At 58.4% G+C, this 18,668-nt stretch carries 9 protein-coding genes and 3 pseudogenes; 6 read left to right on the top strand and 6 right to left on the bottom strand.

Annotation, left to right across the window (positions count from 1 at the left end):
- Nucleotides 1-10: 10 nt before the first annotated feature.
- From N2600_RS02330 to N2600_RS02345, 4 genes and pseudogenes are all read left to right on the top strand, one after another.
- Nucleotides 11-739, top strand: a complete 729-nt coding sequence (locus tag N2600_RS02330; protein ID WP_260297845.1) for a glycosyltransferase — start codon at nucleotides 11-13, stop codon at nucleotides 737-739.
- Nucleotides 740-1,005: 266 nt separating this feature from the next.
- Nucleotides 1,006-1,854 (top strand): TIGR01459 family HAD-type hydrolase, encoded by an 849-nt coding sequence (locus N2600_RS02335; RefSeq protein ID WP_260297846.1) that lies wholly within the window; start codon nucleotides 1,006-1,008, stop codon nucleotides 1,852-1,854.
- Between the two features lie 68 nt (nucleotides 1,855-1,922).
- Nucleotides 1,923-2,238: pseudogene (locus N2600_RS02340) on the top strand (IS481 family transposase); the annotation flags it as partial.
- Between the two features lie 480 nt (nucleotides 2,239-2,718).
- Nucleotides 2,719-2,952, top strand: a pseudogene (locus N2600_RS02345) (transposase); the annotation flags it as partial.
- Between the two features lie 1,870 nt (nucleotides 2,953-4,822).
- Here N2600_RS02345 and fba read toward each other — a convergent pair.
- A complete protein-coding gene (gene fba / locus N2600_RS02350) occupies nucleotides 4,823-5,887 on the bottom strand; it encodes a class II fructose-bisphosphate aldolase (RefSeq protein ID WP_260110141.1) in 1,065 nt (354 codons plus the stop codon).
- A 406-nt stretch (nucleotides 5,888-6,293) separates the two neighbouring features.
- Here fba and N2600_RS02355 point away from each other — a divergent pair, with 406 nt between their 5' ends.
- On the top strand, nucleotides 6,294-7,472 hold the full coding sequence (locus N2600_RS02355; protein WP_260297847.1) for an acetate/propionate family kinase: 1,179 nt from the start codon (nucleotides 6,294-6,296) through the stop codon (nucleotides 7,470-7,472).
- Nucleotides 7,473-7,772: 300 nt separating this feature from the next.
- On the top strand, nucleotides 7,773-9,458 hold the full coding sequence (locus N2600_RS02360) for an ABC transporter ATP-binding protein/permease (protein WP_260297849.1): 1,686 nt from the start codon (nucleotides 7,773-7,775) through the stop codon (nucleotides 9,456-9,458).
- Between the two features lie 86 nt (nucleotides 9,459-9,544).
- On the opposite strand, the pseudogene N2600_RS02365 reads toward N2600_RS02360, so the two are convergent.
- From N2600_RS02365 to N2600_RS02385, 5 genes and pseudogenes are all read right to left on the bottom strand, one after another.
- Nucleotides 9,545-9,867 (bottom strand): annotated as a pseudogene (locus N2600_RS02365) (IS66 family transposase); the annotation flags it as partial.
- 282 nt (nucleotides 9,868-10,149) lie between these two features.
- Nucleotides 10,150-11,469, bottom strand: a complete 1,320-nt coding sequence (locus N2600_RS02370; RefSeq protein ID WP_260297850.1) for a glucoamylase family protein — start codon at nucleotides 11,467-11,469, stop codon at nucleotides 10,150-10,152.
- Between the two features lie 5 nt (nucleotides 11,470-11,474).
- Nucleotides 11,475-15,386, bottom strand: coding sequence for a GH36-type glycosyl hydrolase domain-containing protein (locus N2600_RS02375; protein WP_260297852.1), 3,912 nt, complete (start codon nucleotides 15,384-15,386; stop codon nucleotides 11,475-11,477).
- 78 nt (nucleotides 15,387-15,464) lie between these two features.
- On the bottom strand, nucleotides 15,465-16,034 hold the full coding sequence (locus tag N2600_RS02380; protein ID WP_260110145.1) for a histidine phosphatase family protein: 570 nt from the start codon (nucleotides 16,032-16,034) through the stop codon (nucleotides 15,465-15,467).
- A gap of 16 nt (nucleotides 16,035-16,050) precedes the next feature.
- Entirely contained in the window at nucleotides 16,051-18,510 is a 2,460-nt protein-coding gene (locus N2600_RS02385; RefSeq protein ID WP_260110146.1) for a phosphoketolase family protein, read from the bottom strand.
- Between the last annotated feature and the right edge of the window lie 158 nt (nucleotides 18,511-18,668).

The raw sequence follows: 18,668 nt of genomic DNA on the forward strand, positions 1-18,668 counted from the left end.
CGATCTATGCGTGTCTATCGTGAGCCACGGACAGGGCAAAATTGCGGACCTGCTACTGGACGATTTAGACCGTCGCTGTTCCGGGCTCAATGTTGTCGTGACTAAAAACATTCCGGAAGAATGGCCTGTTCGAGATAGACGATATCCGCTCCTACAAATCGAGAACCCTTCTGCCAAGGGCTTCGGAGCAAACCACAACCAGGCATTCAGGCGCTGCGACAGTAGTTTGTTCTGCGTCGCAAATCCTGACATCCGACTTCAGGCGGATCCGTTTGACGACCTGAAAGCGGCGATGGGTGACCCTAGGGTCGGCCTTGTAGCCCCTCTGATAGTCAATCCCGTGGGAAACCTCGAAGACAGCGCTCGATACTTTCCTACGCCTTCCGGGCTTCTCAGGAAGGTGTTGGGCAACGGTGATGGAAGATTTCCGATAGATCCGAACCGACCTTCAGCAGTTGATTGGACTGCTGGCATGTTCATGCTTTTTCGGTCCGAAGCCTTCGCTGAAGTCGGCGGGTTTGATGAAGGCTTCTTCCTCTACTACGAGGATGTGGACATCTGTGCGAGGCTATGGAAGGCAGGCTGGAAGGTCATTCTGCAGCCAACGGTCTCTGTGGTTCACGACGCTCGCCGCGCAAGCCACACCGACCCGAAATACATGCGATGGCATGTCTCAAGTATGATGCGATACTTCACAAAACATCTCGGTCGCACGCCTGACATAAGCAGGATGACCTGATCCCCAAACGCGAAGCAATTCTTAAATGAGCCGCCCCAAAATCAGGCCAGCGGAAGTTGGAATTTGCGGGCGGTTAAGCCGCCATCGGTGCCGCGCGCTAGACCCTAGCCTAGATGCTCCGTCCGTCTCCAAGATTTGCAATTTCGAAAGCTGCTGTCGGATCGCGTTCGAGTTCTTCGCATGGGCCGGGCAGCGAAGAAAATTCCTTGCCATCGTCTTGCGCCTTTGCAATGTCACCGGTGATTGAAACAAATCGGGAAATCGGAATGGCCAGGCGGATAAAAAACTTCTCGGAGATATCAGGTCGATATGATGTGGTGCTCTGCGATGTCTGGGGCGTCGTTCACAACGGCGTCGATCCGTTCCCGAAGGCGGCAGCCGCCCTTGAAGCGGTACGCGACAGCGGCCTCGCCGTCGTCCTCATCACCAATTCGCCGCGCCTTTCCTGGCAGGTGGTCGAGCAGTTGCGCCAGATCGGCGTTCCCGACAGCGCCTATGACAGGATCGTCACCTCTGGCGACGTCACGCGCGGTTTGATCGCCGAAGGGCCGAAGACGGTCTTTCTGCTAGGCCACGAGCGAAACAGCCCGCTCCTTGATGGCCTCGACATCGAGCGCCGGCCGGCGGGCGAAGCGCAATCGCTCGTCTGCACCGGCTTTTTCGACGACGAGACTGAGAAGCCGGAGGATTACACCGACATGCTTCTCGATTTCAAAGCCCGCGACGTGCCGATGATCTGCGCCAATCCCGATCTCGTCGTCGAACGCGGCCATCGCATCATCCCCTGCGCCGGCGCCATAGCCGCCTATTACCAGCAGCTTGGCGGCCAAACCCGCATCGCCGGCAAGCCGCATCGGCCGATCTACGAGGCAACACTTGCGGCTGCCCGCGAGCTTCGCGGCGATTTCCCGGTCGAGCGCGTGCTGGCGATCGGCGACGGCATGCCGACCGATGTGCGCGGCGCCTTGAATTACGGCCTCGACCTCCTCTACATCAGCGGTGGTATCCACGCTAAGGAATATACTCTCAACGGCGAGACCGACGAGGCGATCCTCAACGCCTATCTCGAGCGGGAAAACGCCGCTCCGAAGTGGTGGATGCCCCGCCTTGCATGAAGACACGCCTTGCATGAAGAGAAGCCAGCCGATGACCGTCTTCCACCGCAATGAAACCCGGGAACCCTCTGACACGCTCGTCACTGCATCGTCGCCTTCAGCGGCATGGCATCTCCAAGCTTGCCGATGTCGAAGGCGACAAGCCGGCCCGCCAGAAGTTCGAAGCCTATCCGCTCGGCTACTTCCACATTGACATTGCCGAAGTCCGCACCGAGCGAGGGAAGCTCCATATGTTCGTCGCCATCGACCGAACATCGAGGTTCGCTACGTCGAACTGCAGGAGAAGGCTCCGACAGCGTTTCCAGACAGTTTCTGCTCCGTCTGATCATAGCTGTTCCATACAAAATCCACACTGTTCTCACCGACAATGTCATCCATTTCACCACGCCATGTGAGGCGGGCTCAAGAGCTGCCCGCAAAAGATCGTATACAGTATATTTGAGACCGACTGCGGCGTGAGATGCCAATGAATTTCGGCGATAATTATGAAAGTCGGGATCGATCACAGCCGAGGAAGCGCGCCAGCGAGAGAGCTTCTGCACGCTGAGGATGCTGGGCTTCAGGTGAGGGTGACAAATATAAATGCCACAGCCATGGCTGCTACGGCGGTGACGAGCCCGTCAACCAAACTGCCTTGCCCACTTCCGACGGCAAAGCCAACTACACCCGCAACCGCAACAAAACCGATTTCCATATGCGTCCGTGTTGGCGTCCCAAACACCTCATGTTGGATAGAAAATCGTACTTTGCGTCAAGACACTTCTCGGCCAGCGGTAGGCACGATCGCGACGTTCAAACTCGTCTCATCCGCTGATTTGCCGCCTGATCGTCGGATTTCCAAGTCACTTTGTTTCAGCGCGGGCAGTGTTGGCAAGTGATATTAAGGAGCACGAGGCAGGCACGCCGGTCTCGGAGCTTTGCCGCAAGCATGGCGTCAGCGATGCCAGCATCTATAAATGGAAGGCCAAGTTCGGCGGCATGGAGATGTCCGAGGCCAAGCGGCTGAAGACGCTTGAGGACGAGAACACGAAGCTGAAGCGACTTCTGGCGGATGCGATGCTCGACAATGCTGCCTTGAAAGACCTTTTGGGAAAGAAGCGGTGATCGTTCCACGTACTGGACCTCGCTGCTCGACCTATTCAAGCAGGGGTATGCGGACTGGCTTGAGGACATCGACGCTGAGTTCAACTGGACCCAGGAACCCCGGCGGTTATTTGAAAAGCGTTTGTGAAAAAGAGTAACGAGGTGAATAAGCAACTGGGAGATCTACGAGTGGCCTTGGCCGTTGGCAAATCGCCAAACGCGGGCAACAGATCGACGCCGTGCAAGAGGGGTTGAGAACTATGGTCAATATGCTGCATGAGAATTGTTCGGGAGGCGATCATGGGGAAAATCCCCTGAGCTATGGCTCGCTCATCCAAGTGCAGCAGAACATGAGCGGGAAGCTGGACGCGGTCAAAACCATCCTGGAAGGATAAAGCGACCCGAACCCGCGAGATGCGGTTCATTAGGAGTTGGCAACTGCACGAGCTGCTACTCCCAAAGCCGAGAAGGCGCCCTCGTGGCGCCTTCTACGTATTCAAGCGAGATCCGCGGTTACAAAAGAACCGATCGAGACCATCGGCGGCCAACCCAATGGTGGATGGCAAATTCGTCCGAACGGGATTCATAGAAGCGAATAAAGAGCTTCCCGGAGGCAGGAACGCGACCCACGATTTATTTACGCGATAATCCGACGATGATCCGGGAAAATGATGCGGATAACTGTTCCGGTTGCCGCAGGGCCTAATTAGTTAAGCGGAAAACAAGAATTGGCTGGGGAACATGGATTCTCACATGATTTCAATGGCTTATCGAAATACCCTCTGTTTTCCCGCCGCGAGCGACCGTGGATGTCACCTTTGTGCCCTGGCTTTGGGCCTCAGTCAACAGGAAGACTATTGCGGCAATTATTTCCGCTTTCGACCCAAAGCGGACTTTATAGACACGTTCGCTGAAGGGCACTTTTGCCCCACCTTGCCCGCACTGGCGATGCCTGAGGCGTCAGATTGTTTCTCGTGGCAGCGTCTTGCAGCAGTCTGCTGGCCTGCTGGACCGACCGACTGAGCCAGGCCAACCGCCAGATCTGAAACTGGCCCTTGCACGGCTGGCATTTCCGACGATTGCCACGCCTTACGGTATCGCCGCGGTAACAGCGTGCTCGGATTTCTGAACAGCCGGTATAAGCGTATCGAGCAGGTTCATCGCGTGTCCTCGTCCCAAGAACCGATGAATTCTCGCTGGGAAAAACGGCCCCGGAATTGCGTTCCTGTCCGTTGCCGTACCAAGAATGCCCCCGGTGCATGCTTACCCTTCACCTGCGCTCTGCATCGAGGGGCCATTGTCGGCCCTGACACATGGCGAGCCATGAGAGACGCGTGACGGCGACCGCTCTGACGATGATTATTGGTTGCAGTGGGAACTGATGGTCATGTCCTTACATAATCCGGCATCAGTTCAGGATTAGCTGGAGACGTATGAATTCGATTGGTGTCAATTACCGCTGTGTGCCATCGATGTTGGCATGTACTTTATCTTGTTTTTGAGATAGCGACCACTGCCGCGACACTAACCTCATTCGCCCACCCGGATGCAAGCGACACTGCGTACACACATGGCATTCATGATGGCACTCACGAGTCACCACGGCAATGAGGTGGCGAGATCGTTGTGGCCGTCACGCAGGAACTCGTCGTCCACTGTCCGACATCGTGCTCAGGCGCAGCACGCGTGCGATTGAGGGAACGCTGAGGATGGAAGGCCTGGGCGAGGTCGGCGGGATTGCCGCAGCGGGGCTCGGATGGACGGAACAGCGACTTGCCGCGGAGATCGACGTCGTGACGTCGTTGAAGACTTCCATGGCCAGAGCCTGGATGAAATAGCAGAGGGCAGGGCAGCGGACGCTCCGGCGTCCGCTGCCCATTCGCTATCAATAAAAAGTCGGGTCTAGCGCGCCTGAGTTGTAACGCTTTGCCATTTCCGAAAGGGGAATCGGCCGGATTTGCGAAGCCTTGCCCGCCGTTCCGAACTGTTCGAACCGTTCCTTGCAGAGCTTCGTCAGCGCCGTCATCGCCGGCTTCAGATATTTGCGTGGATCGAATTCGCTGGGGTCTTCCTGCAGAATACGCCGGACCTGGCCGGTCATCGCCATTCGGACATCGGTATCGATGTTGATCTTGCGAACACCATTCTTGATACCGCCCTGTATTTCCTCGACCGGCACGCCCCATGTCGGCTTCATCTGGCCGCCGTACTGGTTGATGATCTCCTGCAGTTCGATCGGGACCGAGGACGAGCCATGCATGACGAGATGTGTGTTCGGGAGCTTACGGTGAATTTCTTCGATGACGTTCATCGCCAGCACCGACCCGTCCGGCTTGCGGCTGAACTTGTAGGCGCCGTGCGATGCGCCCATCGCAACCGCAAGCGCATCGACCCTGGTTTCGCGGACGAATTTGACAGCTTCGTCCGGATTAGTCAGAAGCTGATCTTGCGAGAGCTTGCCTTCGGCTCCGTGGCCGTCCTCGGCTTCGCCCATGCCGGTCTCCAGCGAACCTAGGACGCCGAGTTCTCCCTCCACGGAAACGCCGCCGAGATGAGCCATCTCCGTCACCTGTTTGGTGACCCCGACATTGTAGTCCCAATCGGCCGGTGTTTTGGCATCCGCCTTCAGCGAGCCGTCCATCATGACGGATGTGAAGCCGGCTTGAATGGCGGTTATGCAACTGGACGGTGCGTTGCCGTGATCGAGGTGCACGCAGACCGGGATGTGGGGATAGATTTCGACGACGGCATCCATTATGTGCTTCAGCATGATGTCGTTGGCATAGGCTCGGGCGCCCCGAGAAGCCTGCATGATCGCGGGCGCGTCGAGCGAATCGGCCGCCTCCATAATCGCGAGGGCCTGTTCCATATTGTTGATATTGAATGCTGGCACTCCGTAGCATTTTTCTGCGGCGTGATCGAGCAACTGTCTTAATGTAATGCGTGCCATCAAGCTCTCTCCTTCTGAGCAGCCCGAAATGGGGCAGAAGATAAGTGCATGTATCCTCATTGTAGCGCGGATTGGTCGAAACCCGAAGCGTTACTGCGACCTCAGCAAATATAAAAGCCCGGCTCCGCATCGTACGGGGAGCAACTTCGCGCAAAAAGCGGCCGGCATTTGGCACAAGTCCAATCCTCGAGAACTATCTGGCCGGGAGACCACTTAGATGCGCGGTGACAAAAAGCAGCCAGTAAGATGAGAACCCTGATCAACGATCAATGGAGGCATGCCGACGCCGCGGGAATTGTGCTAATCTTGCATTCGGGTTTCCGTGCGCAGCCGACTGGCATCGTGCTCGCTCACGACGCTCTACGCCGCCGCCCGTCGGCGTAAAATAGAAGTGGCGGCCTGAGCTATGGACGCAATTCTTGTCATCAATGCAGGCTCGTCGAGCCTGAAATTTCAGATCTTCGAGATCGCCGACACTGGCCCCAAACGCTGCATCCGGGGCCAGATCGATGGCATCGGCATACGACCTCGTCTCGTGGCGAGCGCCGCCGATGGAACGGTCCTAGTCGATCGCCGATATACGCCAGACGTGGTCGACCACCTGCCGGCGGCCATCTCCGAAACCCGTGCCTGGTTGCAGACCCTCGAGGGGTTCACGCTCCGGGCAATTGGTCACCGCGTCGTCCATGGCGGTCCGGACTACGCAAAACCGATCCTGATCAACCACGACATCCTGGACACGCTCGCCACTTTCCAGGAGCTTGCGCCGCTGCACCAGCCAAACAATCTGGCGCCCATCCGGCTCGCCATGGAGATCAATCCGGATCTGCCGCAGGTCGCTTGTTTCGACACGGCTTTCCATCGCGGTCACGCCCCGCATACGGATTGTTACGCCTTGCCATCGAGCTATTACGATCATGGCGTGCGCCGATACGGCTTCCACGGCCTGTCCTACGAATATATCGCCGAGCGGTTGACCGAAGTCGCGCCCGGCATCGCAGGTGGACGCGTTATTGTTGCCCACCTCGGCAGCGGCGCCTCCATGTGTGCGCTGAAGGAGGCGCGCAGCGTGGAGACGACGATGGGCTTCACTGCGCTCGACGGCTTGCCGATGAGCACCCGGCCGGGACAGATGGATCCCGGTGTCGTTCTGTACTTGATCGATCAAAAGGGCATGACCGCAGCGGAGGTGACCGATCTCCTCTACAGGTCGTCCGGCCTGAAGGGCCTTTCCGGCTTCTCAGGTGATATGCGCGATCTTCTTGTCAGCGCCGACGCGCGTGCCGCCTTCGCGATCGATCACTTCGTCCATCGCTGTGGGCTGAGTGTCGGCACGCTTGCCGCCGCGCTCGGAGGTCTCGACGCATTCGTGTTTACAGCCGGCGTCGGGGAGAACTCAGCCCAGATTCGCGCCCGCATCAGCGAACGGCTTGCTTGGCTCGGCGCCGAACTCGATCCCGCGGCCAATGAAGCGGGCGCGACTCTCATTTCCGCTCCGGCAAGCCGCGTTGCACTCTATGTTCTGCCGACGGATGAGGAACTGATGATCGCGCGCCATACGCTTGCGCTCATCACAACGTCCTGAAAGCAAACGCTGGGATTGCGCTTGGCGGCTTCTTCAGCCGCTCTCGACCCGATCCTGACCTTCGTGTTGCTGCCCGGGAAGGTCCGCAAAACCCAGAGGAGCAGTTCTTCGCTCGAGCGCGGAGTCGATGGGACAGCAGAGCGGGCAAATGACAGCAGACGGGAATTCCGTAAGTCGAATGCTGGCTAATCGCGATAGAGACCTAGGGTCAAGCAGCGGCAAGACGATTTCAAGTTAAGACGATCGTTCGCCGGTTGCAGCTGGGTCGTAGGTCATTGAGTTTGCCAAAGGGAGGATGACATGAATAGCCAGAAAATTCCGCTCAAGGTAACAGCAGTTCGCTTTGCGCGCGCGGTCCGGGATTTTTCGAGCTCCGATGTCGGCAAGAAGGCCAATTTGATGTTTGCGGGGCTCGCTGCGCTGTTATTCGGCGTAAGCGGCCTCAACGTTGTCAACAGCTACGTCGGCCGAAACTTCATGACCGCGATTGCAGACCGCCAGACCCCCGAGTTCATCCGGCAAGCGATCTTTTACGTCGGTGTGTTCGCTGCATTGACAGTTTTTTCGGTCATCGCACGATTTGTCGAAGAACGACTGGCACTACTTTGGCGCGAATTTATAGCCCGGCGCGCTGTGACACTTTATCTCGCCAATGGCACCTATTACCGCCTGGATGTCTCGGGGCAACTTACCAACCCGGACCAGCGGATCGCGGATGACGTTCGCGCGTTCACCAGCACGACGCTCTCCTTTGTCCTGTTACTGTTCAACGGCACTCTGACGATAGTGGCCTTTTCCAGCGTGCTGTGGTCAATCAGCCCATTGCTGTTTGTCGTGGCTGTCCTCTATGCGGCTAGCGGCTCTTATCTGACGGTTCTGCTCGGACGGCCGCTGATCAATCTGAACTACGATCAACTCGACAAGGAGGCCAACTTCCGCTCCAGCCTCATTCATGTTCGGGAAAACGCCGAGTCGATCATCCTGGAGCGCGGCGAGGGGCGACAGCAAATTCTCCTGTCGCATCGACTTGACGATGTGGTCGCAAACTTTCGCCGAATTACGGCCGTCAATCGCAACGTGGGGTTCTTCACCACCGGCTATAACTGGCTAATCCAGATTATTCCGGCTCTGATCGTCGCTCCGGCATTCATAAGAGGAGACATCGAGTTTGGCGTGATCACACAGTCGGCCGCAGCCTTCGCGATGCTCGTAGGCGCGTTCTCGCTGATTGTCACCCAGTTCCACTCTATCTCGAACTTTGCCGTACTGGTCGCTCGGCTCAACTCCTTACTGGAGGCAATCGAACAATCACAAACAACCGCGGAGTCGACCATCGAGATTGTCGAGCGAGGGGGGTGTTTGGCCTACGAGCGGCTATCCTTGCTGTCATCAAACGGCACTCCTCTGCTGAAGGAGTTGTCGGTATCGATCCCGCTCGGGACCCTCGTGTTGCTCACCGGACCTAGCCAGGCTCCGGGGACGGCGTTGTTCAGAGCGACGGCGGGCATTCCGACGCCCGGCACAGGGCGCATAATTCGCCCTGGTTCCAACGACATCGTGTTTCTCAAGCAACGCCCTTATCTGCCGCCAGGGACGTTGCGCCAGATTCTTGTGCCTCTGGAGAATGCAGGCGAAATTTCGGATGACCGAATGTTCCAGGTGTTGCGCGAACTTGATCTCGAACGGGTCGTGAGCCAGGCGGGCGGGTTGGATAAGGAACAAGGCTGGGAAATGTCGCTTTCGCTGACTGAGCAGCAGCTCTTAGCCGTTGCGAAAGTTCTGCTCGCGCCGCCGCAGGTCGTCTTCCTGGATCGAGTCGACACGACGCTGGGGTCCGAAAAACTCCGCAAGATCCTGCGCCTCCTTTCCGACCGTTCGATCACCTGCATCAATAGCGGAGAAGCCAACGACGCGCGTGATCTGTATCACGCGGTCCTTGAGTACAGTGAGGATGGTCGCTGGACGTGGGCACCGAACCGAGCCTGATCTTTACTGAAATGGCCCGCAAGAACTACCGACCAATCACGGTCAAGAAGGCCTGCAACGGTCAGAGGAGCTGTTTCGGGAATTGTTTACGCGGCCGCAGCAATAGCTGCCGGCCTTGCGCCTTCCAATTCCACGATAGAAAATCGTCGGTCATGCCGGCCGGATGGTCGGCGATACGGGCAAGTACATCGGCAAGCCAAGCCTGCGGATTATGTGGTTCATTTTTCGCTGTGACGATCAAGCTATAAATCGCGGCCCGCTGACCACCGCGGTCAGAACCGGCAAACAGCCATGCTTTTCTTCCCAAAGCCACGCCGCGCAGCGATCGCTCTGCACAATAATTCGACGAGCAGATGCGGCCGCCATCGAGGAACCGGATAAACGTGGCCCAGCGGTTCAGCATGTAATTTTCATGAGGGATTAATTGGCGCAAACTAATAAGGCCGAGCGCGCAAAACAGGGCAGCCGCGGGGAATATGTCCCGCAGCCATGTCAACGATGACCAGTCTCTAGCCAAGAGAGCGCCTTCCTTTCGCTTGGAGCCGAAAAACGGGATTTCGTGGTGAACGAAATAGCCGGCGATGCGTTGTTCGACCCCTCGAAATCGGGCGCCTCACCTGAAGCCCATCCTCTGCTTTGAAACGAGGGCGGTAGTCGGCTCTATCCGCGCGAGACGATACACACATCCGACCTAGAGCCATCCCCCCGAAAAACCTGCTCGGCGCAACCCGGTCACAATGGGCTTGCATTGGCGCATGATGTTCCAGAGCAAGCCGGTCCGATAGTTTTCGATCATCAGCACCACCGGTCCTTGGTCAATGCCAAAGTGATAGGGACTTACCCACCATCCGGTCGGACTGGCTTCCATGGAATAGGTCTGGTTGAACGACGGTTTGAAACCGTAAAGCCGGCTCATGCCGAGATTCATCCGCGCAAAATTGCCCACCGTCGGCACGACGATCTCCGGCGCGAACGGCAGCGAGGCGACAACGACCCAGGGCGCCACGGTCCCATCATCAGGTCCGAAGGGGGCGCCTCGGGCAATGTAGTCGAAGAACTCCCGATCGACCCCATCGATCGTTCGCTTGCCCCAGCCGGGTCCATCGCAGGCGGTGAATCCCCAACAATGCTCCCCATAGCCTGCGAAGTTCATCGGGTTGCGAATTGCGTATTCCTGCTGGACATACGTCGCATGCCGGCTGTTTTCGAAATAATCGGTGTCATGTTGGCGCATGAACGCATCTCGAATGCCTCGAAAGTCTATCCACATGTGCGACAGTTGGTGAGTAAAAAGCGGCCCCGAATACAGCAGCTCTCGGCCGTAGATATTTCTCAATTCGTAGGACTCGGTGTAGGCGGCATAGGTTTCGGGCGGCAACGGGTGAGTTGGGGATCCCAAACCAATGATGTAGAGCAGCAGGCCTTCATCATAGCCACGCCACCTGTAGGGGATGAAACCACTTTCGGGACGCCAGCCGTGCGTCAAAGTTGCCCCGCCATCGCACGCCCAATTCCAGTCTGCACGCTCGTAAAGCGCCATCGCGAGCTGGCGGATTTCCACTTCGTCGGCCGTGTCGCCATCAAAGTAGGTGGCAACGGTCAAGGCACCCGCAAACAGGAAGGCGGAGTCGATTGTCGACAGCTCGCATTGCCAAACTCGGCGGCCCGTTTCGATATCCAGAAAATGATAGAAGAAGCCCTTGTAACCTGATGAATCCGGCTCAGGTCCCTGCGGGCATGCCATCAGGTATCTCAGGCGGCTGCGGGTGATCTTTGCCGCAAATTCGCGGATGAGGACGCCGCGCTCCACAACCACGGGGATGGTCGCCAGCGCCATGCCGATCGCCGCGATGCTTGCCGGGGCGTTCGGTTCTGTCTTGTCGCGCACCAGGCCGTTGTCAGGGTTCGTGCAGTGGAGATAGTACAACAATGTCGTGAATTGCAGCCGACCGAGATCCTGGTCGGTTGGCATGCGGTCGAGATCGGCGTCGGTTGAGAGCGTTTCGGGCATGGCCGCTAACCGACTATGACGTGGACATCGTGCGTACGTCCGTCTTCCGCAAGCCGGACGGCTCCGTTCGCGACGGGTTCACCGTCCAGCGTGACTGAATGGACGCCTCGGCCGATGCCCTTTGCGTTGTCGAAACGGATTCGATAGGTCGTCGATCCAGCTCGGTATGTGATCTCATAGGATGGCCAGCTTTCCGGAACGCACGGTTCAAACCGCAGCAACCGCCCTTGCTGGCGAAACCCAAGGATCGCCTCGAGCGCCGCGCGATAGAACCAACTGGCCGATCCAGTGTACCAGGTCCATCCACCGCGCCCGGTGTGTGGGGGCGCGCCGTAGATATCGGCGCTGACCGCATATGGTTCCACCTTGTAGCATTCGACTTGATCTCTCGTCGCGCCATGACAAATCGGATTGATCAGGTTCCAAAGCTTTAGCGCGAGATCGCCGTCGCCCTGCAAGGCCGTCGCCCAGACAACCCAGGTTGCCGCATGCGTGTATTGCCCGCCATTTTCACGGATGCCGGGGACATAGCCCTTGATGTAACCGGGCTGCAGCACGCCTTCGTCGAAAGGCGGGTCGAACAACTTGATCAGCTTGTCTTGCTGGCGCACCAGCCGGTCGTGGACCGCACGCATTGCCTGCGAAGTGCGTTTCACATCGGCCTCGCCGGAGATGACGGCCCAGGCTTGCGGAATGGCGTCGATCTGGCATTCGTCGTTCAGGGATGACCCAAGCGGCGTGCCATCGTCAAAATATGCCCGGCGATACCAGCCACCGTCCCAGGCTTTGGCTTCCAAGGCAATGCGCAGGGCCTCGGCTCGTTCGCGGCACCAGGCGGCACGGCTTTCATCTCCGCGTGACGCTGAAATCGTGGCAAATGAATTTAGGACCGTGAGAAAGAACCAGCCGTTCCAGACGCTCTCGCCCTTGCCTTCGGCGCCGACCTTATTCATGCCATCGTTCCAGTCACCTGTTCCCATAAGGGGAAGTCCGTGACTGCCTAAACGGTAGCCATGCTCCAGCGCCCGGACGCAATGCTCGTAGATGGTGCCGGACTGTTCGCTGGTCGCTGGTTGGTTGAAGTCTTCCTCCTGGTCGTCTCTCAGCACCGGTGACGTGATGAAGGGAACAGTCTCGTCAAGCAGTTGAACGTCGCCCGTCGTGGAGACATAATGGTGAACGACGAGAGGCAGGAAATACAAGTCGTCGGTGATCCGGGTGCGAACGCCGACGCCAGATGGCGGGTGCCACCAGTGCTGGACATCCCCCTCCTCAAATTGGCGCGCCGCCGATCGCAGGATGTGTGAGCGGGCCTCGCTCGGCACGCTGTAGACCAGTGCCATCACGTCCTGCAGTTGGTCCCTGAATCCATACGCGCCGCCAGACTGATAGTTGGACGTGCGCGCCCATACGCGGCATGCCAAAACCTGGTACAACAGCCAGCGGTTCATCATCAAGTTCAAGCCCGCGTCCGGCGTCGAGACCTGAATTGTGTTCAGAATGTCATCCCACTGGCGGCAGACAGCCGACAGGCTCGCGGCTGCGCGCTCGAGGTCGCTATGCTCATGGACGAGCCTACGGACCTCATCGAGGCCGGCAGCCTCTCCAAGGACGAAGACAACCTCTCTGCTTTCGCCGGGGGGCAGGGAGATATCGACCATCAGCGCGGCGCAGGGATCCAGTAGCGGACCAAAACGTTCCGCCAGATCTATTCGCTCCAGGGCCGACGGCTGAAACACGAAACCATATTTGCCGAGAAACTCTCTACGGTCGGCCGTGGCCGACCTTGCCGGCTGACTGGCGCCTGCAAACGCCAGCTTTCCGGCAAAATCGCCGGCCCAGGGATTGTTGGCTACGATCGCACCGGATCTGGCATCCCGCTCGCAGACGATCCGCGTTGCTGTCTCTTCGCGCTGCGACCCAAGCACCCACTCGGCGAAATAGGTTGCGGTCACATGCCGAACGCGGGTGTCCTCGTTGCTAAGCCTGAGACGCATGATTTTGACCGGATCGTTAGGCGCGACCGATACCGTCAGCTCTTGCTTGAGATGACGACTGTAACTTGCATACCGGCTGTAACCTTGGCCGTGACGAACAGTCACGACCGCACCGGGACCGAGCGGTAGGGGCGTCGGCGTCCAGACATCGCCGGTTTCCTCATCCCGCAAATAGAGGACCTCGCCCGGTGCATCCGTAACCGGATCGTTCGACCACGGCGTCAGCCGGTTCATCTGGCTGTTCTCTGACCAGGTGTAGCCAAGACCGGCTTCGGTTGTCAGACAGCCATAATTAGGATTTGCGATCACATTGGTCCAAGGCGCCGGTGGCAAGGCGGGGGCTCTGGGGCTGACCGCATCCACGCGCACGACATACTCGCGTCCGTCGGGCGTGAAGCCCCCGAATCCGTTCCAGTGCTGTAAATCCTCGAGCGCGTCGGGATGTGGGGCCGCAGGTTGCCCGCTCACCCGAACGGCTAACGTCTGTGAAAGAGGTGGCAGAGCGGGGGAAGGCAGGTTGAGCTGATGGGCAAGTGTGCCGCTGCTTCCCAGCAGGACGATGCGCGCTGCCGCGGCGATGGTCGCCACGTGATCGCTTTCGGTATCGGGTTCGGAAAGGACAAAGATTCCGCCAGGTTTGCCGATCATTTCGGCGTGCGGGCCTGACTGCAGCGTTTCAGTCTGTCGCTTGGCGCTGGCTGCGCTGTCGTCGAGTAGTACCAGGTCGAATCTCAGGCCCCTACGACCGGCGAAATCGTGGCCCATCGTCACTTGGCTAACCAAGGCATCATCCCTGTCGCCAATGGCTCGGAGAAGCACGATCGGAAGGTCGCCGGAGATACCATGGGCCCACAGAGCGGTTCGATCCAATCGATCTCTCTGGGGCTGCCCAGCCGCCTGCCGCATGGCCGGGTTCGCGAATACGACATTCCCGGCCAGCCGATTGAACAGCGAGACATCGCCAGATTTCAGGTTCGACGTGCGAAGCTCATTTTCGTATGTCTCTGAAGCGTCGGAGAACGCTCGCTCGACCGTGTCGAACTTGGCATATCTTTCGGCGATGAGTTGCACGGCTGACTTGTCATCTGTAGCGCCTGTGACAAAGGCCACGCGTGCCTTGGCGCCTGGCGCCAGACGAACCGTCCGCCGCAGACAGAAAATCGGATCGAGGACGGGGCCAGTCGTTCCGGAGAGCGATGCACCCGCGTCGAATACGACGGGGTTGGCCGTTGTCCGGCCCCGGCCAAGAAATCTCAGCCGATCGGTTTCATATTGGACCGCTTGGGAAGACGGCGGGTTCGATGAAGAAACGTGAACTGCCCATGTGGCTTTCTCCTCGGCAGCACGGGGCCTGCGGCGCGCAAATAAGGCGCCTGTCGCCTCGTCATATCGTGTTTCGACAAAAAGCTTGGCAAAACCCGGATGCGCCATGTCCGCGCGACGATTGTTCAGGCAAACTTCGGCATAGCTTGTCAGTTCGAGGATTCGCTCCCGTGTGCCATGGTTCGTGACCGTGAGCATACGCACTTCCGCATCCAGATCGGGTACGACACAGATTTTCGTGAGGATATCAATGTCACCGGCATGACAGCGGAATTCGGCCCTGTCTCCGTAAAAGGCGTGCTCATAGACATTCGAGGACCGAAACAATGGCTGCTTTCCGATGGACCAGAGCTCGTTGTCAGTCAGATCCCGAACGTAACAAAATTGGCCCCAGCAATCACGGGTGCTGTCCTCGCGCCACCGGGTGATGTCGAGCCCTTGCCATGTTCCGTAACCCGCCCCGGCGGCTGTAACCAGGACACTGTACCGATCGTTGGAAAGCAACGCGACAGCGGAACTCGGATCCGCCATTTCCGCGACGCTATCGTGTCTCGCCGCCGCCTCGGGGTTTCTGTGGCCGTGAATTGATTTTACCATCAACGTTTTCCCACTTAGAACGACGACGCCCACCACGAAAGCAAGACCATCACCAACTGCTGGCAGCTGTCCCGCACACTACTCATAGACTTGTCCATTCCAGACCCTCACTGCCGGTATCTCGTGGTAGTAGGTAAGGATGCTCAACGTGCCGGTATTCAGGAGAAAATGCTGTCCGGCACCCGGTGGCAGGCCGATCCATCGTGCTGCAAGCACGCGCAGCACGTGCCCATGCGCGAACAACGCAACGTCGCCATCTGCAGCCCGTGTGCGCGCCACGACTTGATCCACCCGAGCACCAATTTGCCCCGGCGTCTCGCCTCCGGGGCATCCATCACGGAAAACCAACCAACCCGGTCTTTTCGCCTGAATTTGCTGGGGCAGCAGGCCCTCATATTCGCCGTAGTTCCACTCCATCAGGCCTGGTTCGATGATGGCCTTGGTGCCGAAGCCTACCAAGTCACACGTCTCCCGTGCCCGCTGCAGCGGACTCACAAGAACGAGCGCGAATGTTTGCCGAGCCAACAATGGCCGCATCCGTTCCGCTTGTTGTCGTCCGTTGTCGGTCAAGGGGACGTCTGTCATGCCCGTGTGTTGCCCGCTTAGGCTCCACTCGGTCTCCCCATGCCTGATCACGAATACTTTCACGTCCAGCCCTCCTGGCTCAGACGTTGTCTGCCTCTGTCGATCGCAGCTCTCCCAAGGCAGCCGACTGTCCCCACGTCCAGCTCGAGATTTCGGGCACGTCGTCGCCATATTTTTCGATGTGCTGCCGGTGTTCGATCAGCTTATGGTGAATAGCCTGTTTGAAATAGGCTGCGCGCGCACCGAGTTGCGGCAACCGGTCGATCACGTCCTCGACCAGATGGAAGCGATCCATCTCATTCAGCACCACCATGTCGAACGGCGTCGTCGTCGTGCCTTCTTCCTTGTAGCCGCGGACGTGCAGATTGCCGTGGTTGGTGCGGCGGTAAGTGAGCCGGTGGATGAGCCAAGGATAGCCATGGAAGGCGAAGATTATCGGCTTGTTCTTGGTGAACAGAGCATCGAAATCGCGGTCCGGCAGCCCGTGCGGATGCTCTTCCGGCGGCTGCAGCTTCATCAGGTTAACCACATTGATGACGCGGACCTTCAGCTCCGGCAGATGCTCCCGGATTAGCTCGACCGCTGCCAGCGTCTCAAGTGTTGGAACATCCCCACAACATGCCATCACGACGTCAGGCTCGGTGCCCTTGTCGTTGCTTGCCCATTCCCAAATGCCAAGGCCCTCACTGCAATGCTTGATGGCCTGATCCATCGTGAGCCACTGCGGGGCAGGCTGCTTGCCGGCGACAATGACGTTGACGTAGTTGCGGCTGCGCAGGCAGTGATCGGTCACGGAGAGCAGCGTATTGGCGTCCGGCGGCAGATAAATCCGGACAACATCTGCCTTCTTGTTGACCACATGATCGATGAACCCCGGATCCTGGTGGCTGAAGCCATTGTGATCCTGCCGCCAGACGTGGGAGCTCAGGAAGTAGTTGAGGGAGGCGATCGACCGCCGCCATGGGATCTCGTGGCAGACCTTCAGCCATTTGGCGTGCTGATTGAACATCGAATCAATGATGTGAATGAACGCTTCGTAGCAGGAGAAGAAGCCGTGCCGGCCGGTTAGCAGGTAGCCTTCCAGCCAGCCCTGGCATTGATGCTCGCTGAGCACCTCCATCACCCGTCCGTCCGGCGCCAGATGATCGTCCTCCGGATAGATATCCGCCATGTAGCAGCGGTTGGTGACTTCGAGCACATCCTGCCAGCGATTCGAGTTGTTTTCGTCAGGGCTGAACAGGCGGAAGTTGTTGCTCTCCATGTTCATCTTCATGATATCGCGGAGAAACGCCCCCATCATCCGCGCCGATTCGGCGATGGTTGCTCCAGGGCTCGGCACGGATACCGCGTAGTCCTGGAAGTCGGGCATCTTCAGGTCCTGCAGCAGCAATCCGCCGTTGGCGTGCGGGTTGTCGCTCATTCGACGATGCCCTGCGGGGGCAAGCGCTGCCAGCTCCGGTTTGAACCGGCCTCCGTCGTCAAACAGTTCCTCGGGGCGGTAGCTCTTCATCCATGCTTCGAGAATGCGGAGGTGTTCCGGCTTGTCCATGTCGCCCATCGGCACCTGGTGCGACCGCCAATAGCCCTCCGACTTCTTGCCGTCTATCTCAGGCGGGCAGGTCCAGCCCTTCGGTGTGCGGAAAACGATCATCGGCCACATGGGACGCTTCACGTTGCCCCTGTCGCGGGCATCTGCCCAGATCTCCTGGATATCCGCCACTGCGGTATCAAGGGCGCCTGCCAGATGCTGGTGCACGCTCGCGGGCTCATCGCCCTCGACGAAATATGGCGTGTAACCCATGCCTTCGAAAAATTTCCTTAGCTCGTCGCGGGGAATGCGGGCTAGAAAGCACGGGTTGGCGATCTTGTAGCCGTTCAGGTGCAGGATCGGCAGCACACAGCCATCGCGAGCAGGATTCAGGAACTTGTTGCTTTGCCAGCCTGTTGCAAGCGGCCCCGTCTCGGCTTCTCCGTCGCCGACGACGCAGGCGACAATTAGATCCGGGTTGTCGAACGCCGCGCCGTAGGCGTGGCTGAGGGCATAGCCCAGTTCCCCGCCCTCGTGAATGCTGCCGGGTGTTTCCGGAGCAACGTGGCTTGGGATGCCGCCTGGAAAACTGAACTGTTTGAACAGCCTCTTCATGCCTTCCGTGTCTTGGCCAATGTTAGGGTAGACTTCGCTGTAGGTGCCTTCGAGATAGGCGTGCGCGACCAACGATGGCCCGCCATGTCCCGGCCCGATGACGTAGATCATGTTGAGATCATCGCGTTTGATAACGCGGTTGAGGTGGGCGTAGAGCATGTTCAAGCCTGGCGACGTGCCCCAGTGACCAAGCAGTCGCGGCTTTATGTGCTCGCGCTTTAGCGGTTCTTTCAGCAAAGGATTGTCGAGAAGATAGATCTGTCCGACCGACAGATAGTTCGATGCCCGCCAGTAGGCATCCATCGACTGCAATTCTTCCGCCGAAAGGGGGCCGCCCGCTGCCGTGTTCTCCTTCATGGCGACCTTTACGTCTCCTGCCGTCTTGAGCGAAACCATGGGTGCCTCCTCCTCTGAGCCCAGATTGCTGCGGTAAGATCTTTCAAGGTGAGAAATCGTCGAATTTTCAAAACTGCTAGCGACTGGGGCGAACGCCCTGGCATTGGGATGCTGGCCGCAAGGGCACAGTTCGTAGCGCAGTCGTTATCGACCGAATA

Origin of the sequence: Rhizobium sp. WSM1274, assembly GCF_025200775.1 — a bacterium.
GTDB classification, from domain to species: Bacteria; Pseudomonadota; Alphaproteobacteria; order Rhizobiales; family Rhizobiaceae; genus Rhizobium; species Rhizobium leguminosarum_I.